Raw genomic sequence first — 21,204 nt, forward strand, 5'->3', positions numbered from 1 at the left:
GAAAAATTTCGCGCTTTGAAGGCCCGGGCGACCCCAGTACGGGTAAAACAGCCACGTGGGAGCGATACAGTTGGCAAAAGCAGACATCCGCGGCAGCCGTTTTGGCCGACGGTGTAATCTGATGGCCTCCACCTCCCACCCATGCAAGCGGTCAGCACCAACAGCCCATTGATCAAGCGCAGCAGACAGGAAGCCGTGTTCCTGGCTTCTTCGATGATCGACCGCTGCGTGGAAGCTGCCAGTGCTGCGCTGCACGAAGCCGAGCGCACGGCCAAATCGATGGCCACCCGCATAGAGCTTGGGGACGCCGCTGCTGCGCTGACCAAGCAACGCGCCACGATGCGCACCGGTTACGCCGCCAGCGTGGATGACGCCATCGGCAAGGCGCTGAACGAAGCGCGCTCGCAGGCCGACGCGCACAAGCCCGAAAAGGGCGGCCGGATGCTTGAGGCCGACTCGTCGCTGGCCTTGTTGGACGACGCAGAAGTGGCGCGCTTCGTGGAGGCCTCGCGCCTGCAGCAGACCGCCATGCCGGTGGTCGAGCATGCGCTGGCACGCCTGGACTCGCTGATGAGCTCGGCCCTTGGTCTGCCCGTGGTGCGCGCCGACCTGAACCCTCTGCGCCCCGAAATCCTGTGCAACGCGCTGCTCGAGTTGCTGGGCTCATTCGGCGAATCGACCCAAATCCAGAGCCACTGGACGCGCGCGCTGGCGCGGCCATTTGCAGGCGAGTTGCAGCGGCTGTATGAAGCCATCGGAAAGTTGCTGGAGTCGCAGGGCGTCGAGGAAGCCCGCTATCGTCTGAAGCTGACCGAAGGGGGGAGCTTGCCGCCGCAGAAGTCCGGCACGGGTGGCTCCGGGACCGGAAACGCCAGTGGGAATGGCTCCGGGTCCGCAGGCAGCGCGCCGGGTGGCGCGCCAGGCCAAGGAGTTCCTGCGACATCCGGCGATGGCGGTGCTTCTCGCCGTGCGCTGTTCCCCCACATGGGCGATCTGGCTCAGGCACGGCCAGCGGTTCCCCAAGCACTGATCCGAGACTTTCTGTACCGCCCGCAGTGGGTCTCCGAAAACGACGAGCCGCTGCCGCCGGCTTACTACGAAGCGGTGACCGCGCAACTGGCCGGGGCCATTCGTGCCAGCAGCCACGCGCCATCATTTGACGAAGCGGCACAGGCCCGTCAGCGTCTGCGCGACAAGGCGCTCAGTGTGGTCGACCGGCCAGCGCGTGCGGTCGACGTGGCCACGCCACTGCCACCCCAACAATGGGGTGAAGCTGCGCAGCCGGCGGCGCGCACGCGCACGCTGATGGAATTGAAGAGCCAGGCCACCAAGATCAGCCAGGCGCTGGGCCTAGACGCGGTGCGTACCCTGGTTTCCCAGGTGGCGGGTGACCATCGCGTGATGGCACCGGTGCGCGAGGCGTTCGTTGCCATGGAGCCGGCGCTGCTGCGCATGGCCATGAAGGACCCGCGCTTCTTTGGGGACGACCACCATCCGGCGCGGCGGCTGATTGAAGGTGTTGCACAGCGCAGCTTTAAGTACAACGACGAGTATGCGGATGAGTTCGAGCAATTCATGGCCCCGGTGCGCGACGCGGTGCGAGAACTCAATGACCGGCCCGAAGCGAGTAATTCGGCCTTCGGCGCCCAATTGGAGCAACTCGAAACGCGTTGGCAAGCCGAGGATGTGGTCGAGACGGACGCGCAGGAGGCCGGTCTGCGCTCCATGCATTTTGCGCAGGAGCGCCAGACGCTTGCTGACAAGGTCGCCTGGGAGTTCAGCCTGCGCTCCGACCTGGATCGCGTGCCGGTGGTTGTCGCCGATTTCCTGTTCCAGGACTGGTCGCTGGTGATTGCGCATGCCCAGTTGACCGACAAGCGTGGCCAGTTGGACCCAGGCGGCTATCTGGCGGTGGTGACCGACCTGCTGTGGAGCGTGAAGCGCGAAGCCGTGCTGAAGGAACCACGCCGGCTGTTCGAGGTGGTGCCGGGTGTGTTGCAGACGCTGCGCCGCGGGCTCGAGATGCTTGGCAAAGAGGCGCGCGAGACCGATACGTTCTTCAATGCGCTGATGCGGTATCACGACCCGGTGTTGCGCTTGCGGCGTCTGCGCAGCGCGCGCGACGCCGAGGCATCGGGCCTGACAAGGCTGGACGACGACTCGAGTCTGCTCATGCCGCTGGACATGGAAACCGAAGCCCTGCCTTTGGAGCGCCCATCGCCCCGTGTGGCTGAGCAGCCCTGGTTGGGCAGGCACGAGCGAGTGGCAGCGGGCTTTGACGATCATGGCTCGGGTATGGCGCCACTGGAGGCCGACGAAGGCATGACGTCCATGGCTTCGCTCGATAGCGGGCATCCGGCGGACGAGGTATCACGGTTTGCCGAGCCAGAGCCGGCACCTGCTGCGGTAGGTGATTTCGTCCCGCTCGACCAGCCCGAGCCGGCGTTGCTGGGCGCCCCGCGTATCAGTGATGCTGCGCATGTGCCAGTTCCTGATGCGCCTCCGGATGACGCTGAACTGGCGCGCCAGCGCGCCATTCTTGAGCGTCTGCGCACTGGCGACTGGGTGGATTTGCGCGTGCGCGGTCAGTGGCGCCGTGCGCAGCTGAGCTGGAGCAGCGAAAACGGGTCGCTCTTCATGTTCGTCAGCCGTGGCGGGCGCCCGCACAGCATGACCCGGCGTACCTGCGAGAAGCTGATCCGCACACGCCACCTGCGACCCGTGGATGCGGCGGCCGTGGTCGACAAGGCGCTGCGCCGACTGTCCGACAGTCCCTCTGCGGAGCACGAGCACGTTACGGTCTGAGGCGGTGCAGTTCCGCTGGCCGTCACACCGTGACCGCCGCCTCAGCTCTTGTCGGGGCAATGCCAAACGCCCTGGACTGGCTCTGCCAGCAAGGAAGCACGCGATTTTGAAGTCAGGCGCCGAGAGGGCTTTTTTTACTCTTAAAAGAGTAGCTTGTTGCGGCGTATCGGCTTGGGCCGAGCGGTGATTTGATTCATATTTCGGGCGTCACTTTCGCAGCCGCTACCATGGACGCATGAGCACACTGCCCGACACCATCGACATTGAAACCGGCGCCGATCCGCGCGCCAGCATCATCGTGCTGCACGGCCTGGGCGCCAGCGGGCACGACTTCGAGCCCTTCGCGCAAGAGATCGACCTCGCCGCCGTCGGCCCGGTGCGCTGGGTGTTTCCGCACGCGCCGCAGATTCCCGTGACGCTCAACGGCGGCTACGTGATGCCAGCCTGGTACGACATCCACACCGACTGGTCGCAGGAAGACGAAGCGGGCCTGCGCCGATCACAAGCGCTGGTCGACGGCCTACTGGCGCGCGAACAGGCGCGCGGCGTGCCAGCACGTCGCACCGTCCTGGCGGGCTTCTCGCAAGGCTGCGCGATGGCTTTGCTGACGGGCTTGCGCTATGGCCAGCGTCTGGCCGGCGTGGCGGGCATGTCCGGCTACCTGCCGCTGGCGCGCCAGCTGGCGACGGAGCGCAGCGCCGCCAATGCCGACGTACCGATCTGGCTGGCCCATGGCACGCAGGACGAGATGATCGCGCTGCCGCGCGCCGAGGCCTCGCGCGACGCCCTGCAGGTGCTGGGCTACGCCGTCGAATGGCACAGCTACCCCATGGGCCATTCGGTCTGCATGGAAGAGGTGGTCGACTTGCAGCGCTGGCTGCTGAAAGTGCTGGCGGCCGGAAGCCGAACCCGGGGCGCCGCTGCCGCCGCTGTCTGACAGACACGGCACGGGCGCTGGGCCATCATGCGGCCCCATGCGCACGCTCTGGAAATACCTCAAACCCCAATCCCGCCTGGTCGCGTTGGCCCTGCTGCTGGCGGCGATCAGCCAGGTGCTGGCGCTGGTAGACCCGATCATCTTCGGCAAGCTGATCGACGAGTACGCGACGAAGAAGGGCATACGGCCTGACGACGAGCTGGTGCGCGGCGCGTTGGGCCTGCTGGGCATTGCGGTTGCGGTGGCGCTGGGTTCGCGCGCGGCGCGGGCGCTGCAGGACTACGTCACGCGCATGGTCGTGCAGCGCTTTGGCACGCAGCTGTTCAACGACGGCCTGCGCCAGACCATGCGCCTGAACTTTCAGGAGTACGAGGACGCGCGTACCGGGGAAACCCTGGCGCTGCTGATGCGCCTGCGCACCGACACCGAGCGGCTGATCAACTCGATGATCAACGTGCTGTTCGCGTCCGTCATCGGCCTGGCGTTTCTGCTGTGGTACGCGGTGACCAAAAGCTGGTTGCTGGTGCCGGTATTCCTGATCGGGCTGGTGGTGCTGGGCGGGCTCTCGGGGCTGCTCAGCCGGCAGATTCGCAGCCAGCAGCGCTCCATCAACCGCGAAACCACGCGCAACGCCGGCTTCATCACCGAATCGCTGCGCAACGTGGCGCTGATCAAGAGCCTGGGCCTCACCTTCCGCGAAGTGCGGCGCATGCACGCCAAGACCGAGGAGATCTTTGCGCTGGAGATGGCCAAGGTCAAACGCATCCGCTGGCTGAGCTTCTTGCAGGGCGCGACGCTCAGCCTGCTCAAGCTGTCGGTGCTGTTCGTGCTGCTGTGGTTGATTTTCCGCAACGTGCTGAGCACAGGCGAACTGATTGCCATGCAGTTCATCTCGGTCGCCATCCTCGGGCCGCTGCAGGAGTTGGGCACCATCATCCTCGCCTGGCGCGAAGCCAGCGCTTCACTGACCAATTACGACGAATTGATGGCCAAGCCGGTTGAGCGCCGCCCGTCCGACGCCGTGCCGTTGGGGCCGATTGAGACGCTGCGCTTCGACAACGTGGTGTTTCGCCACCGCGGTGCGACGGAAAACTCCATCGACGGCGTGAGTTTTTCAGCGAAGCTGGGCGACACGCTGGCTTTCGTCGGCCCGTCGGGTTCGGGCAAATCGACGCTGGTCAAGCTGTTGCTGGGGCTGTACCGGCCCGATGCCGGCGCCATCCTGTTCAACGACATCGACGCGCGCCGCATTCGCTACAACGAGGCGCGGCGCCAGGTCGGATACGTGACGCAGGAGACTACGCTTTTCGCCGGCACGGTGCGTGAAAACCTGCTTTTCGTACGACCGGATGCCACCGACGCCGAAATGCAAGCCGCGCTGGCGCAGGCCCAGGCCGCTGGCCTGGTGGCGCGCCTGCCGCAGGGGCTGGAGACGATGATTGGGGAGTCGGGCTACAAGCTGTCGGGCGGCGAGCGCCAGCGCCTGTCCATCGCGCGGGCGCTGCTGCGACAGCCCCGGCTGCTCATTTTTGACGAAGCGACGTCGGCGCTGGATTCGCTGACCGAGCAGCAGGTGACCGACACCGTGCGCGAGGTGTCGCGCGGCAGCCAGCAGATCGGCATCCTGATCGCGCACCGGTTATCGACCATCCTGCACGCCAGCGTCATCTACGTGCTGGAGCGCGGGCGCATCGTGGAGCAGGGCACGCACGACGCGCTGCTGGCGCACAAGGGCCTGTACTACGCCATGTGGCGCCAGCAGATCGGTGAACGCGAAAGCGGCGCCATGCTGGAAGAGCGCCAGCGCAAGGCTGAAAAGGCGCAACTGCAGGAAGCGCAGGCAGCGTTGGGCGGGGCCGACCCGCTGCCATGACCGCGGCTCGCGCGGGCAGTTAGTGCGCCGGCTTCACCGGTGCTTCACGCACCAGACGGAAGCCGACCAGCACGTAGCGTGTGCTGGTGCTGTTCCAGTTGCGAAAGGCGGTGCGCGCATACAGCGGCCAGCTGTGCCAGGACCCGCCACGGCGCACCTTGACGTCGCCATCATCGGGGCCGGTGGGGTCGCTGGCTGGCGACTGGGCATAGTAGTCGTCCCCATACCAGTCGGAACACCACTCCCATACGTTGCCAATCATGTCGTACAGCCCCCAGGCGTTGGGCTGGAAGCTGCCAACCGGCGCGGTGAAGGCGAAGCCGTCGCTTCCCGAGCCAGCCTGTTCGCGCCACCGTGGCCAGCGCAGCGCGGTCTCGCTGTCGAAAGTGTTGGCGGTGCGCAGCACCTCCGCGGGATCGTCGCCCCCCTGGAACCGGGTGCGGGTGCCGGCGCGGGCCGCGTATTCCCATTCGGCTTCGGTCGGCAGGCGGTAGGTCACGCCTTCCTGCTGGCTCAGCCAGCGCGCCATGGCCACGGCGTCGTTCCAGCTGACGTTCACCACCGGATGTTGGTCGGTCTGCGCAAAGCCCGGGTTTTCCCACGAGTACCGTGGGTCGCGCCCCTCGAACAGGTCGGCACGTTCGGTGTTGGGCGGGTTGTAGTCGGGGTTAAAGCCGTAGCCGCCGGTGCCGTCGCGCACCGATTCGGGCACGTAGCCCGATTGGCGCAAGAACTCGCGGAACTGGCCCACGGTGACCTCGTGGGTGCCCATCCAGAAATCGCGCGTGATGCGCACGCTATGCACCGGTGCCTCGTCCTTGAACTCGCCCAGGCGCTTGGCATCCGCGTGCGGGAAGGCCTTGGACAGGGCCGAGGGAGATTCGTCGCTGCCCATCAGGAATTCGCCCGCCGGAATATGCGCGAACGCGATGCCGACGCGGTCGGTCGCGGTGCGCTGCGAAGGGGCAGCCTCAGGCGCGGCCGTTGGCGTTGATGTGCCACAGGCCGCCAGCAAGGTCGCGCTGAGCAGCGCAGCGGCCCAGGCACGACGGTGGGCAAGTTGGGTAGCGCGAGGTCGGCGCACGGAATCAGTGACGGTGGTCGGCATAGCGGGCGATGCTCTCAGGGGCAAGGGTAGGGTGTCAACGCGTTCGTGCCTCCAGGTCACGGGACAAGGCGCGCGCTGACCATGGTGCGCTTCATCAGCTGGCGAGGAACAGCGCCGGGTCGACCGACGCGCGGTTGAGGGTGATGGTCCAGTGCAGGTGCGGGCCAGTCACGCGGCCGGTCGCGCCCACGTCGCCCACGCGGTCGCCCACGGCCAGGCGGTCGCCGTTCTTCACGCGGATGCGGCTCAGGTGGCACATCATCGACAGCAGGCCGCCGCCGTGGTCCAGCCAGACGGTGTTGCCGTTGAAGAAGTAGTTGCCGGCGTCGATGACGGTGGCGGGCATGGGCGCGATGACGGCGGTGCCGGTCGGCGCGGCAATGTCCATGCCACTGTGTGGGTTGCGCGGCTGGCCGTTGAAAAAGCGCCGCAGCCCGAACGAGCTGGAACGCCGTCCCGGCGTCGGTTGGCGCATCTGCAGCGGCACGGTGGGTGGCGCGCTCAGCGTGGCGATGACGCCTTGCTGGTGGGCGCGCTCGCGTTCGTGGCGCGCCAGGTCTTCGGGAGACAGATCCACCGTGCGCGGGGATACCTTCAGGTGTTGTTCGGTATAGCGCTTGGGCTCAATGGTGTAGGCGAGTTCGCGTTCGCGACCATCGGCGCTGCGCAGGCGGATGCGTCCCGTGCCGGGTTCAGCCGAGAGCGCGATGCCCACCAGCGCGGTCCATCCGGCGGGGCCGCCCAGCACCAGCACGGGAACGTCGCCATTGAATGCGGCAGGGCGCTCGGGCGCGGCGCCCAAGGCGACATGCGCGACGCCGCCCGGCACGGCGGATTCGCGCGGCCAAGGTAAGTCGGTAGAAGCAGCCGGCTGCGCGACGGCCCAGCGCGGCGCCAGCGTCGCCAGACCCGGGACGAAGATCATGAGGCGACGGCTCAAGTGATGCGCGACAGGCTGTGGATCAGGCATGAAAAGTGAAGTTGACGCATGCCAGACCAGCGCAGGCAGCTACCAATAGTGTAGTGAATTGCGGGCCGAGCGCCACCCTTTGCAGCACTTTCGAACAGGGGGTGGAGTTTGTTACCCCCGTTGATGTGAGTCAAATAGTACACAGCGACATCGGTCGATACTGTGGCCAACATCTGAAAACCTTGGACTACAGCATTGCCATGGACTACCTGCACTGGGTGCCCGAATTGGACACCGGCATCTCCGAGATCGACACGCAGCACCGACGCATCGTCGACTACATCAACAAGTTGCAGGAGCTGCGCCAGTCGCACGACCGCGAAGGCCTGTCCGAAGTGATCGCCGAGATGGTGGACTACACCATGTCGCATTTCGCCTTCGAAGAAGCGCTGATCGAAAACGCGGGTTACATGTTTGCCGGGCCGCATAAGAAGGTGCACGAGCTGTTCACCCGCAAGGTGGCCGAGATGCAAAGCCGCTTCGATGGTGGCGAGGACGTGGCGGCAGAACTGCACGGCATGCTTTCGCGCTGGCTGTTCAACCACATCCGCAACGAAGACCACGGCTACATCGACTCGGTCAAGGCGTACCAGCGCATGGCCGCGGGCCCTGGCTCGGCGCAGGAGCGCCTCAAGGCCGAGGTGCTGGCCCAATTGCGTGAGGAGCAAGGGCGGCGCAAGGGCTGGCTCGCGCGCCTGTTTGGCTGACATGTGGTTGCACGGCGCGGTTCTTCGGCGCCTGGGAAGGGCGGTCGGGCGCTTCGGCACGCCAGGCGCGGCCGGCATCTTGCTCAGCTGGCCGCTTCCAGCCCGCTGACGAAATGCCGCGCCATGCAGGCCGCCGCGCGTTCCGCATCACGCGAAGACAGCGCCTGCATCAGTTCCTCGTGTTCGGCCAGCGAGGCCTCCAGTCGGCCATCCTTCTGCAGGGAATGCTGGCGGTGCAGCTTCATCACCTTGCGCAGGTCCTGCACGATCTGCAGGCGCCATCTGTTGTCGGACAGCTCCAGCAAGCGCAAATGAAAGGCCTCATTCAGCGGAAAGAAACGCGCGGCGTCGCCCACCGCTGAGCGCAGTTCCGCGTGCAGCGTGGCCAATTCGGCCAGCTCGGCGTCGCTGGCGCGCTGGGCCACCACGCGCGCGGCGTCGGTTTCCAGCAGCGCCAGCAAATGGTAGACATCGGCCAGGTCCTTGGCCGAGCTTTCGGCAACATAGGCACCACGGCGCACTTTCATGGTCACCAGGCCCTCGGTCGCCAGCACCTTCAGTGCCTCGCGCAGCGGCGTGCGGCTGATGCCCAGTTGCTCGGCGATCTTCAGCTCGTCGATCCAGTCGCCGGGCAACAGCTCGCGGCTGTAAATGCGCTGGCGAAGGCGCTCGGCCACGGCTTCGTAGAGCGGGCGCGGGGCGAGCTGAGCGGCAAGGGTCATCGATCCGAACGAGAAAATTTTTGGGAATTGTAAGTCTGTTGCGTGATTTTAAATTAATAATTACAGACATTGAGTTGGTGCGCCGCTGTGCGTGCTTGTCCGTGTTCCGGTAGCTTGTCGGAAAGCCCCGAGTGTGGTGTGCGCCGATGCGCTACCTGTGCAGGGCGGCCGGATCGCCGGGCGCACAATCTCCGCTAGGCTGGCGCCGCGCACCCTCTCACCTTGATCACTGTCAGAAAGACCAGACACCATGAGCCAAGAGCACCCGTCATTCCGTCCCGCTACCCTGGCCGACTGGGACAAGGCCGCGCAGAAGTCGGCGCCGGGCGGCAACGTCGAAGCGCTCAACTGGGTCACGCCGGACGGCATCACGGTCAAGCCGCTGTACACGGCGGCGGACACCGAAAACCTGCCTTACGCCAACACGCTGCCGGGTTTCGAGCCCTTCCTGCGCGGCCCGCAAGCCACCATGTACGCGGTGCGGCCGTGGACGATTCGCCAGTACGCGGGCTTCTCCACGGCGGAAGAATCCAACGCCTTCTACCGCAAGGCGCTGGCCGCGGGCGGGCAGGGCGTGTCGGTCGCGTTCGATTTGGCGACGCACCGTGGCTACGACAGCGACCACCCGCGAGTGACGGGCGACGTGGGCAAGGCCGGCGTGGCGATCGACAGCGTGGAGGACATGAAGATCCTGTTCGACGGCATCCCGCTGGACAAGGTCAGTGTGTCGATGACCATGAACGGCGCCGTGCTGCCGATCCTGGCGGGCTACGTGGTCGCGGCCGAAGAGCAGGGCGTGAAGCAGGACCAGCTGAGCGGGACCATCCAGAACGACATCCTCAAGGAGTTCATGGTCCGCAACACCTACATCTACCCGCCCGAGCCGTCGATGAAGATCATCGGCGACATCATCGAGTACACGTCGCAGCACATGCCGAAGTTCAACTCGATCAGCATCAGCGGCTACCACATGCAGGAAGCCGGCGCCAACCAGGCGCTGGAGATGGCCTTCACCCTGGCCGACGGCAAGGAGTACGTGAAGACCGCGCTAGCCAAGGGCATGGACGTGGACGCCTTCGCCGGCCGCCTGTCCTTCTTCTGGGCGGTGGGCATGAACTTCTACCTGGAGATCGCCAAGATGCGCGCCGCGCGCCTGCTGTGGTGCCGGATCATGAAGGAGTTCAACCCCAAGAACCCCAAGAGCCTGATGCTGCGCACGCACAGCCAGACCAGCGGCTGGAGCCTGACCGAGCAGGACCCCTACAACAACGTGGTGCGCACCACCATCGAGGCCATGGCGGCGGTGTTTGGCGGCACCCAATCGCTGCACACCAACTCGCTGGACGAAGCGATTGCGCTGCCGACCGAGTTCAGCGCGCGCATCGCCCGCAACACGCAGCTGATCATCCAGGAAGAGACGCACATCACCAACGTGGTTGACCCGTGGGCCGGCAGCTACATGATGGAAAAGCTGACGCAGGACATGGCCGACGCGGCCTGGGCCATCATTGAAGAAGTCGACGCCATGGGCGGCATGACCAAGGCCGTGGACAGCGGCTGGGCCAAGCTGAAGATCGAAGCCGCCGCGGCCGAAAAGCAGGCGCGCATCGATTCGGGCAAGGACGTGATCGTCGGCGTCAACAAGTACAAGCTGGCCAAGGAAGAACCGGTTGAAATCCTGGAAGTCGATAACGTCAAGGTGCGCGAATCGCAGATCGCGCGCCTGGGCGCCATCAAGCAAAAACGCGATCAAGCCAAGGTGGACAAAGCGCTGGCAGCTATCGGAAAGATAGCTTCCGGCGAGCAGGACGGCAATCTGCTCGGCGCTGCCATCGAGGCCATTCGTGCCCGCGCCACCGTGGGCGAGGTGAGTGACGCCATGGAAAAGAGTTTTGGCCGCCATCGCGCGGATACGCAGAAAGTCACCGGCGTCTACGCCGCGGCCTACGACTCGGCCGAAGGCTGGGAAAAGCTGAAGGGTGAGATCAACGCCTTTGCCGAAGCCGAAGGCCGCCGCCCGCGCGTGATGATCGCCAAGCTGGGCCAGGACGGCCACGACCGCGGCGCCAAGGTTGTCGCCACGGCGTTTGCCGACCTGGGCTTTGACGTGGACATCGGCAGCCTGTTCCAGACGCCCGAAGAATGCGCGCGCCAGGCGATCGAAAACGACGTGCACGCCGTCGGCGTCAGCACCCTGGCCGCCGGCCACAAAACGCTGGTGCCCGCCATCATTGCCGAGCTGAAGAAGCAGGGCGCCGACGACATCGTCGTGTTCGTCGGTGGCGTGATTCCGCGTCAGGATTACGACTATTTGTACGAAGCCGGGGTCAAAGGCATCTACGGCCCCGGCACGCCGATCCCCGAATCGGCCAAGGACGTGCTGACGCAGATTCAGAAGTCGCAAGGCGTGAAGGCTTGAGCGCGGGATCAACGCCATGTGGACACGGGCCGTCGTGATCGGTTGGCTGGTGCTGGTGGGGCTGATGTTGTTCACCCCACTGGGCAGCTTCTGGCTGTACGCCGTGCTGTCGCCGAACCTGCTGGCCAATGTGATCGCCTGGGGCTTCGCGCTCGTGCCCTTCATTCTTTTGCTCAGGCACATCGCGGCCAAGCTTTGCGCCCTGCGCCAACTTGGCCGCAGCATCCGCGTCTGAGCGGCTCGTTTCACCTATGGACATTCAAGAACGCATCCAGGCCCTGGTTGCGCCCGATTCCCCCGCCCAGCAACGCCGCGCCATGGCCAAGGCCATCACGCTGCTGGAATCGACCCGTGCCGACCACCGCGCGCAGGCCGATGCGCTGCTGAACGCGCTTTTGCCGCACACCGGTAAGTGCCTGCGCCTCGGCATCAGCGGCGTGCCGGGTGTGGGCAAATCCACCTTCATCGAGTCGCTGGGCGTGTTCCTGATCGAGCAAGGCCTGCGCGTGGCCGTGCTGGCGATCGACCCGTCCAGCACGCTGTCGGGCGGCTCCATTCTGGGCGACAAGACGCGCATGGAGCGCCTGTCGGTGCTGGACGGCGCCTACATCCGCCCCAGCCCCAGCAGCGGCAACCTGGGCGGCGTGGCCGAGAAGACGCGCGAGGCCATGCTGGTGTGCGAGGCCGCGGGCTACGACGTGGTGATCGTCGAAACCGTGGGCGTCGGCCAGAGCGAGATCGCCGTGCACGGCATGACCGACATGTTCGTGCTGCTGCAGCTGCCCAACGCCGGCGACGACTTGCAGGCCATCAAGAAAGGCGTGATGGAAATCGCCGACCTGGTGGTGATCAACAAGGCCGACATCGACCCCGACGCCGCCACGCGCGCGCGCGCGCAAATCCATTCCGCGCTGCGCCTGCTCGGCATGCACGGGCACCCGGATCACGCGACGCTGGACACGGTGTGGCAGCCCAAGGTGATCCAGATCAGCGGCCTCTTGGGGCAGGGGCTGGACCAGTTCTGGGCCGCCGTCACCGAGTTCGAACGCCTGGGCCGCGCCAACGGCCGCTTGGAAGCGCGCCGCCAGCAGCAGGCCATCCGCTGGATGTGGGAGCGCATTGAGGCGGGCTTGAAAGCCGCCTTCCGTCACCACCCGGCGGTGCGCGACGCGCTGCCGGCCACCACGCAGGCCGTACTAGGCGGCCAACTGGCGCCGTCCAGCGCGGCGCGCCAGTTGCTCGGCCTGGCCGGCACGCTGACGGCGGAGCCCAGCGCGTGACGGACATGGCACTATCGCTACAGGATCAGGAGCGCGTTGCGCAGTCCCAGGGCTGGCGCGAGCGTCGAATCGAGGTCCTGGATACCGCGGCGGGCAAGGTCGTCGTCAAGGGCCAGCGCGCGCCGCGCCACCCTGCGCGCTACCGCGTGCTGAACGCGCTGGCCGGCCTGCTGCGTGCGCCCTGGCTCAAGGCCGCACCGATGCACGGCGGTGCCCGTGCCCAAGCGGTCGAAGCGTCCCGCCTGCGCGCGCTGCGTGCCGCCGGTGCACCGGTGCCCGAGCTGCTGCACGTGGCGGGCGACCACCTCGTCATGCAATGGCTGGGCGACGAACACCTGGGGCTGCTGCTGCAGCACCAGCATCCGCACGCGTTGGCGCTGTGGCGCGACGCTGCCGACGCACTGCTGCGCCTCCACGCGGCCGGGCAATACCTGAGCCAAGGCTTTGCGCGCAACATGATCGTGGACGCCCGCGCCGATCCGCCGCGCCTGGCCGGCGTGATCGACTTCGAGGACGACCCGCTGGAAGTGATGACGCTGCCCGAAGCGCAGGCGCGCGACTGGCTGGCGTTTTTGCAAAGCACGCTGTGGACGCTGCCGCTTGCGCCCGCGCAGATCGACGCCTGGCTGGCGGACGTGATGCGCGCCGAGCGGCCTGAGGTCCGCGCCGAATTCCTTCATGCCTGCCGCCAGCTGGGCGGCCTGCGCCACCTGCCGTCCAGCCGCCGCTTTGGGCGCGACACCGTGGCGCTGCAGGCCGTGGCGGCCGCGGCGCACCGTCACGCGCGGCTGGCCCACACCGATTCAACCGTTTAACGAGCGAAATGAGAGACCATGAAACCCATTCTTGAACAACTGGAACAGAAGCGCGCTGCGGCGCGCCTGGGCGGCGGTGAAAAGCGCATCGAGGCGCAGCACAGCAAGGGCAAGCTCACGGCGCGCGAGCGCATCGAGGTGCTGCTGGACGTGGGCAGCTTTGAAGAGTGGGACATGTTCGTGGAACACCGCTGCCACGACTTCGGCATGGACAAGACGCATATCCCGGGCGACGGCGTGGTCACCGGCTACGGCACGATCAACGGGCGTCTGGTGTTCGTGTTCAGCCAGGACTTCACCGTGTTCGGCGGCGCGCTGTCCGAAGCGCACGCCGAGAAGATCTGCAAAGTGATGGACCAGGCCATGAAGGTCGGCGCGCCCGTGATCGGCCTGAACGATTCGGGCGGCGCGCGCATCCAGGAAGGCGTGGCCAGCCTGGGCGGTTACGCCGACGTGTTCCAGAAGAACGTGCTGGCCAGCGGCGTGATCCCGCAGATCAGCATGATTATGGGCCCTTGCGCGGGGGGCGCCGTGTATTCGCCCGCCATGACCGACTTCATCTTCATGGTCAAGGACACGAGCTACATGTTCGTGACCGGCCCCGAAGTGGTGAAGACCGTGACGCACGAAACCGTGACGGCCGAAGAACTCGGCGGCGCGCTGACCCACACCGGCCGCAGCGGCGTGGCCGACCTGGCGTTTGAAAACGACGTCGAAGCGCTGCTGATGCTGCGCCGCTTTTTTAACTATGTGCCCGCCAGCAACCGCGAAAAAGCGCCGCACCGCCCCACGCAAGACCCGGCCGACCGCGCCGACATGAGCCTGGACACACTGGTGCCAGACAACCCCAACCTGCCGTACGACATCAAGGAGGCCATCCTGAAGGTGGTGGACGACGCCGAGTTCTTCGAGCTGCAGCCCGACTACGCCGCCAACATCGTGATCGGCATGGCGCGCATGGACGGCCAGGTGGTCGGCGTGGTCGCCAACCAGCCGCTGGTGTTGGCCGGTTGTCTGGACATCAAGAGCAGCATCAAGGCCGCGCGCTTCGTGCGCTTCTGCGACGCCTTCAACATCCCGCTGATCACCTTCGTCGACGTGCCCGGCTTCATGCCCGGCACCAGCCAGGAATACGGGGGCATCATCAAGCACGGCGCCAAGCTGCTGTACGCGTACGCCGAAGCCACGGTGCCCAAGGTCACCGTCATCACGCGCAAGGCCTACGGCGGCGCGTACGACGTGATGAGCTCCAAGCACTTGCGCGGCGACGTCAACCTGGCCTGGCCCAACGCCGAAATCGCCGTGATGGGCGCCAAGGGCGCGGTGGAGATCATCTTCCGCGAAGAAAAGAAAGACCCCGAAAAGCTCGCCGCGCGCGAAGCCGAATACAAGGCCCGCTTCGCCAATCCCTTCGTCGCCGGCGCGCGTGGCTTCATCGACGACGTGGTGCTGCCGCACGAAACGCGCAAGCGCATCTGCCGCAGCCTGGCCATGCTCAAAGACAAGAAGCTGGACAACCCGTGGCGCAAGCACGGGAACATTCCGCTGTGAAGCACATCGTCAGCCGGGACTTCGTTGCCCCGCGCGCGTGGGGCAGCCTGCCGATTGCCATTCTGAATGGCACCACCGTCAAGCTGCACTGGACCGACCAGCCCTACCGGTGGCATGTCAACGATGGCGAGGAAGTGTTTGCCGTAATGGACGGCCAGGTGCGTATGCACTACCGCGAAGGCGGACGCGAGCATTCGATCCTGCTCCAAGCAGGCGACATTTTTTATGCAGATACAGGGACCGAGCATGTGGCGCACCCGGTAGGAGAGGCGCGCATCCTCGTCATTGAAAAAGAAGGAAGTGTGTGATGTTTACCAAGATCCCGGTTGCCAACCGCGGCGAAAGCGGCCGCGCAGCGGGCGTTTCGACAATTCGCCTGCCTCAGCCCGCGCAACGCGCTGCAACACGCAACCCCCACGCTTAAGGAGCCAGAAAATGTTCACCAAAATCCTGATTGCGAACCGGGGTGAGATTGCGTGTAGGGTCATCGCCACCGCCAAGAAAATGGGCATTGCCACCGTGGCGGTGTATTCCGACGCCGACCGCGATGCGCGTTTCGTGCAGATGGCCGACGAGGCCGTGCGCCTGGGGCCGCCGCCTTCGCGCGAGTCCTACCTGTTGGCCGACAAGATCATCGAAGCGGCCAAGCAGACCGGCGCGCAGGCGATCCACCCCGGCTACGGCTTTCTCTCCGAAAACGAAGCCTTCGCCAAACGCTGCGAAGACGAAGGCATCGCCTTCATCGGCCCCAAGGCGCATTCGATCGCCGCCATGGGCGACAAGATCGCGTCCAAGAAGCTGGCGAACGAGGCCAAGGTCAACACCATCCCCGGTTACAACGACCCGATCCCCGACGCCGATAAGGCCGTGGCCATCGCCAAGGACATCGGCTACCCGGTCATGATCAAGGCCAGCGCCGGCGGCGGCGGCAAGGGCCTGCGCGTGGCCTTCAACGACAAGGAAGCGTTCGAAGGCTTCACCGCCTGCCAGAACGAGGCGCGCAACAGCTTTGGTGACGACCGCATCTTCATCGAGAAGTTTGTCGAGCAGCCGCGCCACATCGAGATCCAGGTGCTGGGCGACAGCCACGGCAACGTGGTCTACCTGAACGAGCGCGAATGCTCGATCCAGCGCCGTCACCAGAAGGTGATTGAAGAAGCGCCGTCGCCCTTCATCAGCGACGCCACGCGCAAGGCCATGGGCGAGCAGGCCGTCGCCCTGGCCAAGGCGGTGAAGTACCAGTCCGCCGGCACCGTCGAATTCGTGGTCGGCAAGGACCAGGACTTCTACTTCCTCGAGATGAACACCCGCCTGCAGGTCGAGCACCCGGTGACCGAGCTGATCACCGGGCTGGACCTGGTCGAGCAGATGATCCGCGTGGCTGCGGGCGAAAAGCTGGCCTTCACGCAGGCCGACGTCCAGCGCGAGGGCTGGGCCATCGAGTGCCGCATCAACGCCGAAGACCCGTTCCGCAACTTCCTGCCGTCCACCGGCCGCCTGGTGCGCTTTGAGCCGCCCGAGCAGAACCTGTTCCAGGGTCAGGCGACCACCGACGTCGGCGTGCGCGTCGACACCGGCGTGGTCGACGGCGGCGAGATCCCGATGTACTACGACTCGATGATCGCCAAGCTCATCGTGCACGGCAAGGACCGCAACGACGCTATTGCTCGCATGCGCGAAGCGCTCAACGGCTTCGTCATCCGCGGCGTGCAAAGCAACATCCCGTTCCAGGCCGCGCTGCTGGCGCACCCCAAGTTCGTCAGCGGCGACTTCAACACCGGCTTCATTGCCGAGCACTACGCCGACGGCTTCCGCGCCGAAGACGTGCCACACGACGATCCGGACTTTTTGGTCGCGCTGGTGGCGCGCCTGCACATGTGGTACCGCAACCGGGCGCAGGGCTTGCAAGGCCAGTTCTGGGAAGGCTTCAAGCGCTTGCCCCGACGCGACTTCAGCGTCTGCGTGCTGGGCACGCAGGGTGCCAACCGCTACGTCAATGTGACACTGGGCGAGGTGGCGCTGGGTCAACCCACCGACATCACTGTGCACCGCGAACAGGGCGATCGCGCCTACGCGATCAGCATCGACCGCTTCGTGGGCGACGCGCGCGTGACGGGCACCGTCAACGGCCAGCCCTTCACCGTCCAGATGGAGCGCGGCCACACCCGCAATCCGCTGGTCACCCGCGTCATTCACAACGGCACGCAGCTGGACGCCATCGTCATGCACCCGCGCACGGCCGAGCTGCACCAGCTCATGCCCTACAAGGCGCCGCCCGACATGAGCAAGTACGTCCTGTCGCCCATGCCCGGCCTGCTGGTGCAGGTCGCCGTCAAGCCCGGCCAGGAAGTCAAGGCTGGCGAACGCGTCGCCGTGATCGAAGCCATGAAGATGGAAAACGTGCTGTTCGCCAGCGCCGACGGCGTGGTGAAAGACGTGAAGGCCGAGCAGGGCGCCAGCCTGACGGTGGATCAGCCGATCGTGGAGTTCGAGTAATGCGGCGGCGGCCTTCCCTGCTGGCTGGGGCCGGCCGTGCGCGTGCGCTCGTGTGCGCTGTGGTCTGCGCGGCGGGCGGCGCTTCATCGACCGTGGCGCAGGCACAGGCTGGCGGGTCGCTGCCGCTGTACCGCTGCACGTCGCCTGACGGTCAGTCCAGCCGGCTTAGCCGTAAGCCGTGCGCGGACAGTGACCGGAGCGTGGTGCGGCACGCCGTTGCCGGACGGGCAGCGCCGGCGCCGGAAGCCCGACCCGCCGCGGCACCGTTGAACGCCGGCCCGTCCGAGTCCGCCGATGCATCGCACTCGGCCCGCACACGCGTGCGGGCGCGCGCAGGTCGGCGACGCTGACGAGCCGTTTGTGCTCGTCGTGCTGACGGATTTCGCTTCTCGATTCCTTGGTCCACTGGCTCAAACTCCCCATCCACGCCACCCCCGGCGCCAAGCGCACCGAGGCGGCGGGCGCGCATGGCGACGCATTGCGCGTGCGCCTGGGCGCGCCGCCGGTGGACGGCAAGGCCAATGCAGCGCTGATCGCCTGGGCGGCCCAAGCCTTTGGCGTGTCCAAGGCGCGGGTCGAGCTGCTGCACGGCGCGGCCGGGCGGCAAAAAGTGCTGGCGATCGCTTTCGATTCCCATGCCGATCTGGCCTGTGCGCAGGCGCTGGTGGCGGTGTGGATGGCGTCAGAAGGCTAAGGCGTTTGCTATGAATAGAGAAGCTGGTTGCGCAGGTGGTTGCAAGGCTGGAGGCCAAAAATGCTTGGAATGTGCGTGGCGCGCTGTCGCACCCTTGCGTCACGCCGCTGCCCAGGCGACACACCCAACCGCGCCCACCGTATCGCCTGCGCATGCGCTGCGCCGCCGCGCGCTGGCGCAGGCCACGGTCGGCATCGGCGGGTGGGCTGCGCTGGGCGCGACCGGGTTGGGCACAACGCCCGCCTGGGCACAGCGCATGCCCGCGCCTAGTGCTCCAGCCACGCCGATCACCTGGCCCGCCGCCGACCCCGTCCTCGCCGCGCGCCACCAGCGCGCCTTTGCCGGCATGGCCGCGCGCATCGACGCGCAGCTGGCCGACGTGCAAAGCGTGGTCGCCGTGCAGCGCGGCCATCTGGCATTCGAGTACTACCGTCGCCCTGGCGTGGCGGCGGACAGCCTGCAGGACACGCAGTCCGTCACCAAAAGCGTGCTGGCCTTGCTGTTCGGCTGCGCGCTGGCCGATGGCGCGGTGCGCGGCACGAACGAGCTGGTGGCGCCGCGCCTGCCCGACATGCTGCGCATCAGCGACGAGCCGCGCCTGCGCCAGTTGCGGTTTGAACACCTCTTGACCATGACGGCCGGTTGGGCGGGCGACCAGACCGCGCAGCGCGACCGCGACGACGACCTGCGCCAGATCGTGCGCCGCCCCTTTGTTGCCGCGCCTGGCGCGCGCTTTGCGTACGACAACGGCACGGCCAACCTGTTGGCGTTGGCGCTGGCCCGCGCTGTGGGCCGCCCGCTGGCCGACTACGCGCGCGACCGGCTGTTCGCGCCCCTGGGCATCAACCGATTTGATTGGCGCCGCGGCGCGCAGGGCCACGCGCTGGGCGCTTTGGGCCTGTGGCTGCCCACGCGCGCCATGGCCCGCCTGGGCGAGCTGGTCCAGGCCGAAGGCCGCTGGGCCGGGCGCGCGCTGCTGCCCGCCGACTACGTGCGCCGAGCGACCGAGCGGCGCAACGCCGGCGGCGCGCCGCTGTTCGCTGCCTACGGCTACCTGTGGTGGGTGGCCAGCACCGCCGCGCCGCGCGGCGCCAGCGGCCGCACCGCCATGGCCAACGGCTACGGCGGTCAATGGATCTACGTCTACCCGCCGCTGCAACTGGTCGTGGCCGCCACTTCGCGCCGCACGCCCGAGAGCATGGCGCGCGGCCAGGCCGCCACGCTGATCCGCAGTGACATCCTCAACGCGGTGCGCAGGAGCGGTGCGTGATGGTTCAGGGTGCTATGTATTCGGTAGCTGTCTGCGCAGGTGGTTGTAGGTATGCGGGCCAATTTTTCTTGAAACTCCATCCACCGAAGCCCTGCGCCACAATGCCCTGATGCACACCCCGCCAGCCGCTGCAGCGACTAGCCCGCAAGCGCCGAGCGCCCCCGCACCGATCGCCATGACTGCCCCCACCCCCAACGCACCGCCCCCGACCATGCCCGCCCACACCGCGCTGCTCGTCATCGACGTGCAGTACGGCTTCATGCCCGGCGGCGGCCTGCCCGTGGCCGACGGCGACGCCGTCGTGCCCGTCATCAACCGGCTGGTGCCGCACTTTGCCAACGTCGTCATCACGCAGGACTGGCACCCGGCCGACCACATTTCGTTCGCCGCCAACCACCCGGGCCGACAGCCCTTCGACACCGTCACGCTGCCCTACGGCCCGCAGGTGCTGTGGCCCACGCACTGCGTGCAAGGCACGCGCGACGCCGCGTTGCATGACGAGCTGCGCGCGCCCCACGCCCAGCTCGTCATCCGCAAGGGTTTTCACCGCGACGTCGACAGCTATTCCACCTTCACCGAAGCCGACCGCACCACCACCACGGGCCTCGCCGCCTACCTGCACGCGCGCGGCATCACCCACGTCGTGCTGTGCGGCCTGGCCACCGACTTCTGCGTTGCCTGGTCCGCGCTGGACGCGCGCGCCGCTGGCCTGCACGCCACCGTGGTCGAAGACGCCTGCCGCGCCATCGAGCTGAACGGCTCGCTGGCCCAGGCTTGGGCCGACATGGGCGCCGCCGGCGTGGTGCGCACCACGTCAGCCGCGTTGTTGAAGATTTGAACTGAATCGGCCGCCAGCCCTACAACCACCAGCGCACCCAGCTCCTGTTTTTGTAGTTTTCACTCGCTTCCAAGGAACCCCATGACCCGCCCCTTCAAAGTCCTCGGCATCCAGCAAATCGCCATCGGCGGCCCCGACAAACTCAAGCTGCAAACGCTGTGGGTCGACATGCTCGGCCTGGAAAAAACCGGCACCTTCCAGAGCGAGCGCGAAAACGTCGACGAAGACATCTGCGCCATCGGCACCGGCCCCTTCAAGGTCGAAGTGGACTTGATGCAACCCATCGACCCCGACAAGAAACCCGCCGTCCACACCACCCCGCTCAACCACATCGGCCTGTGGATCGACGATCTGCCCAAGGCCGTCGAATGGCTGACGTCAAAAGGCGTGCGCTTCGCCCCCGGCGGCATCCGCAAAGGCGCGGCGGGTTACGACATCACCTTCCTGCACCCCAAGGCCAACGACGAGTTTCCGATTGCGGGGGAGGGGGTGCTGATTGAGTTGGTGCAGGCGCCGGCCGAAGTGGTGGAGGCGTTTGGGAAGTTGGTGAACGGCGGCTGATTCGGAATCACGGATTCGCAGCGACCACGCACATCCCACCGGAGCGCGCAGCCGTGTCGCAGCAGCCCTTCAGCGCGATGTACGCCCCGGCGCTGGCGGGATGGGTCACATGGCACTGCGTTGAGCTAGCGCGGCTGTCGCCAGGGCTTGTCCGCTCC

General features: G+C 66.5%; 18 protein-coding genes. 15 read left to right on the forward strand and 3 right to left on the reverse strand.

The features are described 5' to 3' along the window. The first annotated feature begins 141 nt into the window (after positions 1-141). The 3 genes from FVQ98_RS13455 to FVQ98_RS13465 all read left to right on the forward strand — a co-directional run bounded on the left by FVQ98_RS13455 (position 142) and on the right by FVQ98_RS13465 (position 5,615). Positions 142-2,805 carry a DUF1631 family protein gene (locus tag FVQ98_RS13455; protein WP_147913964.1) on the forward strand — a complete coding sequence of 888 codons (2,664 nt, stop codon included), beginning with the start codon at positions 142-144 and terminating at the stop codon, positions 2,803-2,805. Positions 2,806-3,040: 235 nt separating this feature from the next. Continuing rightward, positions 3,041-3,742 (forward strand): alpha/beta hydrolase, encoded by a 702-nt coding sequence (locus FVQ98_RS13460; RefSeq protein ID WP_147913965.1) that lies wholly within the window; start codon positions 3,041-3,043, stop codon positions 3,740-3,742. Positions 3,743-3,779: 37 nt separating this feature from the next. Beyond that, entirely contained in the window at positions 3,780-5,615 is a 1,836-nt protein-coding gene (locus FVQ98_RS13465) for an ABC transporter ATP-binding protein (protein WP_147913966.1), read from the forward strand. Between the two features lie 19 nt (positions 5,616-5,634). Here the strand turns inward: FVQ98_RS13465 and FVQ98_RS13470 are convergent, their stop codons facing one another. Beyond that, complete coding sequence (locus FVQ98_RS13470; RefSeq protein WP_370512962.1) at positions 5,635-6,699, reverse strand: formylglycine-generating enzyme family protein; 1,065 nt, start codon at positions 6,697-6,699, stop codon at positions 5,635-5,637. A 118-nt stretch (positions 6,700-6,817) separates the two neighbouring features. After that, positions 6,818-7,648 (reverse strand): peptidoglycan DD-metalloendopeptidase family protein, encoded by an 831-nt coding sequence (locus FVQ98_RS13475; protein ID WP_147913968.1) that lies wholly within the window; start codon positions 7,646-7,648, stop codon positions 6,818-6,820. A 227-nt stretch (positions 7,649-7,875) separates the two neighbouring features. On the opposite strand from FVQ98_RS13475, the gene FVQ98_RS13480 reads away from it, so the two are divergent. Further along, entirely contained in the window at positions 7,876-8,400 is a 525-nt protein-coding gene (locus tag FVQ98_RS13480; protein ID WP_255507775.1) for a bacteriohemerythrin, read from the forward strand. Positions 8,401-8,483: 83 nt separating this feature from the next. Here the strand turns inward: FVQ98_RS13480 and FVQ98_RS13485 are convergent, their stop codons facing one another. After that, complete coding sequence (locus FVQ98_RS13485) at positions 8,484-9,122, reverse strand: GntR family transcriptional regulator (RefSeq protein WP_147913969.1); 639 nt, start codon at positions 9,120-9,122, stop codon at positions 8,484-8,486. Positions 9,123-9,372: 250 nt separating this feature from the next. Between FVQ98_RS13485 and scpA the strand changes: the two genes are divergently transcribed. From scpA to FVQ98_RS13540, 11 genes are all read left to right on the forward strand, one after another. Beyond that, a complete protein-coding gene (gene scpA, locus FVQ98_RS13490) occupies positions 9,373-11,541 on the forward strand; it encodes a methylmalonyl-CoA mutase (RefSeq protein ID WP_147913970.1) in 2,169 nt (722 codons plus the stop codon). 16 nt (positions 11,542-11,557) lie between these two features. Continuing rightward, the gene (locus tag FVQ98_RS13495) at positions 11,558-11,776 is read left to right on the forward strand and encodes a hypothetical protein (protein ID WP_147913971.1); all 219 of its coding nucleotides are present in this window, start codon (positions 11,558-11,560) and stop codon (positions 11,774-11,776) included. A gap of 16 nt (positions 11,777-11,792) precedes the next feature. Further along, entirely contained in the window at positions 11,793-12,821 is a 1,029-nt protein-coding gene (meaB, locus tag FVQ98_RS13500) for a methylmalonyl Co-A mutase-associated GTPase MeaB (protein WP_147913972.1), read from the forward strand. Positions 12,822-12,826: 5 nt separating this feature from the next. Then, the gene (locus FVQ98_RS13505; protein ID WP_187265732.1) at positions 12,827-13,636 is read left to right on the forward strand and encodes a BUD32 family EKC/KEOPS complex subunit; all 810 of its coding nucleotides are present in this window, start codon (positions 12,827-12,829) and stop codon (positions 13,634-13,636) included. Positions 13,637-13,654: 18 nt separating this feature from the next. Further along, the gene (locus FVQ98_RS13510; RefSeq protein WP_147913974.1) at positions 13,655-15,187 is read left to right on the forward strand and encodes an acyl-CoA carboxylase subunit beta; all 1,533 of its coding nucleotides are present in this window, start codon (positions 13,655-13,657) and stop codon (positions 15,185-15,187) included. Then, a complete protein-coding gene (locus FVQ98_RS13515) occupies positions 15,184-15,495 on the forward strand; it encodes a cupin domain-containing protein (protein WP_147913975.1) in 312 nt (103 codons plus the stop codon). The genes FVQ98_RS13510 and FVQ98_RS13515 overlap by 4 nt, the downstream gene beginning before the upstream one ends. A gap of 127 nt (positions 15,496-15,622) precedes the next feature. Continuing rightward, positions 15,623-17,683, forward strand: coding sequence for an acetyl-CoA carboxylase biotin carboxylase subunit (locus FVQ98_RS13520; RefSeq protein ID WP_147913976.1), 2,061 nt, complete (start codon positions 15,623-15,625; stop codon positions 17,681-17,683). A 397-nt stretch (positions 17,684-18,080) separates the two neighbouring features. Further along, positions 18,081-18,377, forward strand: a complete 297-nt coding sequence (locus FVQ98_RS13525) for a DUF167 domain-containing protein (protein ID WP_147913977.1) — start codon at positions 18,081-18,083, stop codon at positions 18,375-18,377. Positions 18,378-18,471: 94 nt separating this feature from the next. Further along, complete coding sequence (locus FVQ98_RS13530) at positions 18,472-19,647, forward strand: serine hydrolase domain-containing protein (protein ID WP_187265733.1); 1,176 nt, start codon at positions 18,472-18,474, stop codon at positions 19,645-19,647. Between the two features lie 175 nt (positions 19,648-19,822). Beyond that, a complete protein-coding gene (pncA, locus tag FVQ98_RS13535; protein WP_255507776.1) occupies positions 19,823-20,485 on the forward strand; it encodes a bifunctional nicotinamidase/pyrazinamidase in 663 nt (220 codons plus the stop codon). A gap of 81 nt (positions 20,486-20,566) precedes the next feature. Next, on the forward strand, positions 20,567-21,046 hold the full coding sequence (locus tag FVQ98_RS13540) for a VOC family protein (RefSeq protein WP_147913979.1): 480 nt from the start codon (positions 20,567-20,569) through the stop codon (positions 21,044-21,046). Positions 21,047-21,204: the final 158 nt, after the last annotated feature.

It is taken from the genome of Ottowia flava, assembly GCF_008017535.1.
Taxonomy (GTDB): domain Bacteria; phylum Pseudomonadota; class Gammaproteobacteria; order Burkholderiales; family Burkholderiaceae_C; genus Ottowia; species Ottowia flava.

Bases quoted from the DNA above. Each gene is read 5' to 3' on its own strand.
- FVQ98_RS13455 (WP_147913964.1), top strand. From the start codon at position 142: ATGCAAGCGGTCAGCACCAACAGCCCATTGATCAAGCGCAGCAGACAG.
- FVQ98_RS13460 (WP_147913965.1), top strand. From the start codon at position 3,041: ATGAGCACACTGCCCGACACCATCGACATTGAAACCGGCGCCGATCCG.
- FVQ98_RS13465 (WP_147913966.1), top strand. From the start codon at position 3,780: ATGCGCACGCTCTGGAAATACCTCAAACCCCAATCCCGCCTGGTCGCG.
- FVQ98_RS13475 (WP_147913968.1), bottom strand. From the start codon at position 7,648: ATGATCTTCGTCCCGGGTCTGGCGACGCTGGCGCCGCGCTGGGCCGTC.
- FVQ98_RS13485 (WP_147913969.1), bottom strand. From the start codon at position 9,122: ATGACCCTTGCCGCTCAGCTCGCCCCGCGCCCGCTCTACGAAGCCGTG.
- scpA (WP_147913970.1), top strand. From the start codon at position 9,373: ATGAGCCAAGAGCACCCGTCATTCCGTCCCGCTACCCTGGCCGACTGG.
- FVQ98_RS13495 (WP_147913971.1), top strand. From the start codon at position 11,558: ATGTGGACACGGGCCGTCGTGATCGGTTGGCTGGTGCTGGTGGGGCTG.
- meaB (WP_147913972.1), top strand. From the start codon at position 11,793: ATGGACATTCAAGAACGCATCCAGGCCCTGGTTGCGCCCGATTCCCCC.
- FVQ98_RS13505 (WP_187265732.1), top strand. From the start codon at position 12,827: ATGGCACTATCGCTACAGGATCAGGAGCGCGTTGCGCAGTCCCAGGGC.
- FVQ98_RS13510 (WP_147913974.1), top strand. From the start codon at position 13,655: ATGAAACCCATTCTTGAACAACTGGAACAGAAGCGCGCTGCGGCGCGC.
- FVQ98_RS13520 (WP_147913976.1), top strand. From the start codon at position 15,623: ATGTTCACCAAAATCCTGATTGCGAACCGGGGTGAGATTGCGTGTAGG.
- pncA (WP_255507776.1), top strand. From the start codon at position 19,823: ATGACTGCCCCCACCCCCAACGCACCGCCCCCGACCATGCCCGCCCAC.
- FVQ98_RS13540 (WP_147913979.1), top strand. From the start codon at position 20,567: ATGACCCGCCCCTTCAAAGTCCTCGGCATCCAGCAAATCGCCATCGGC.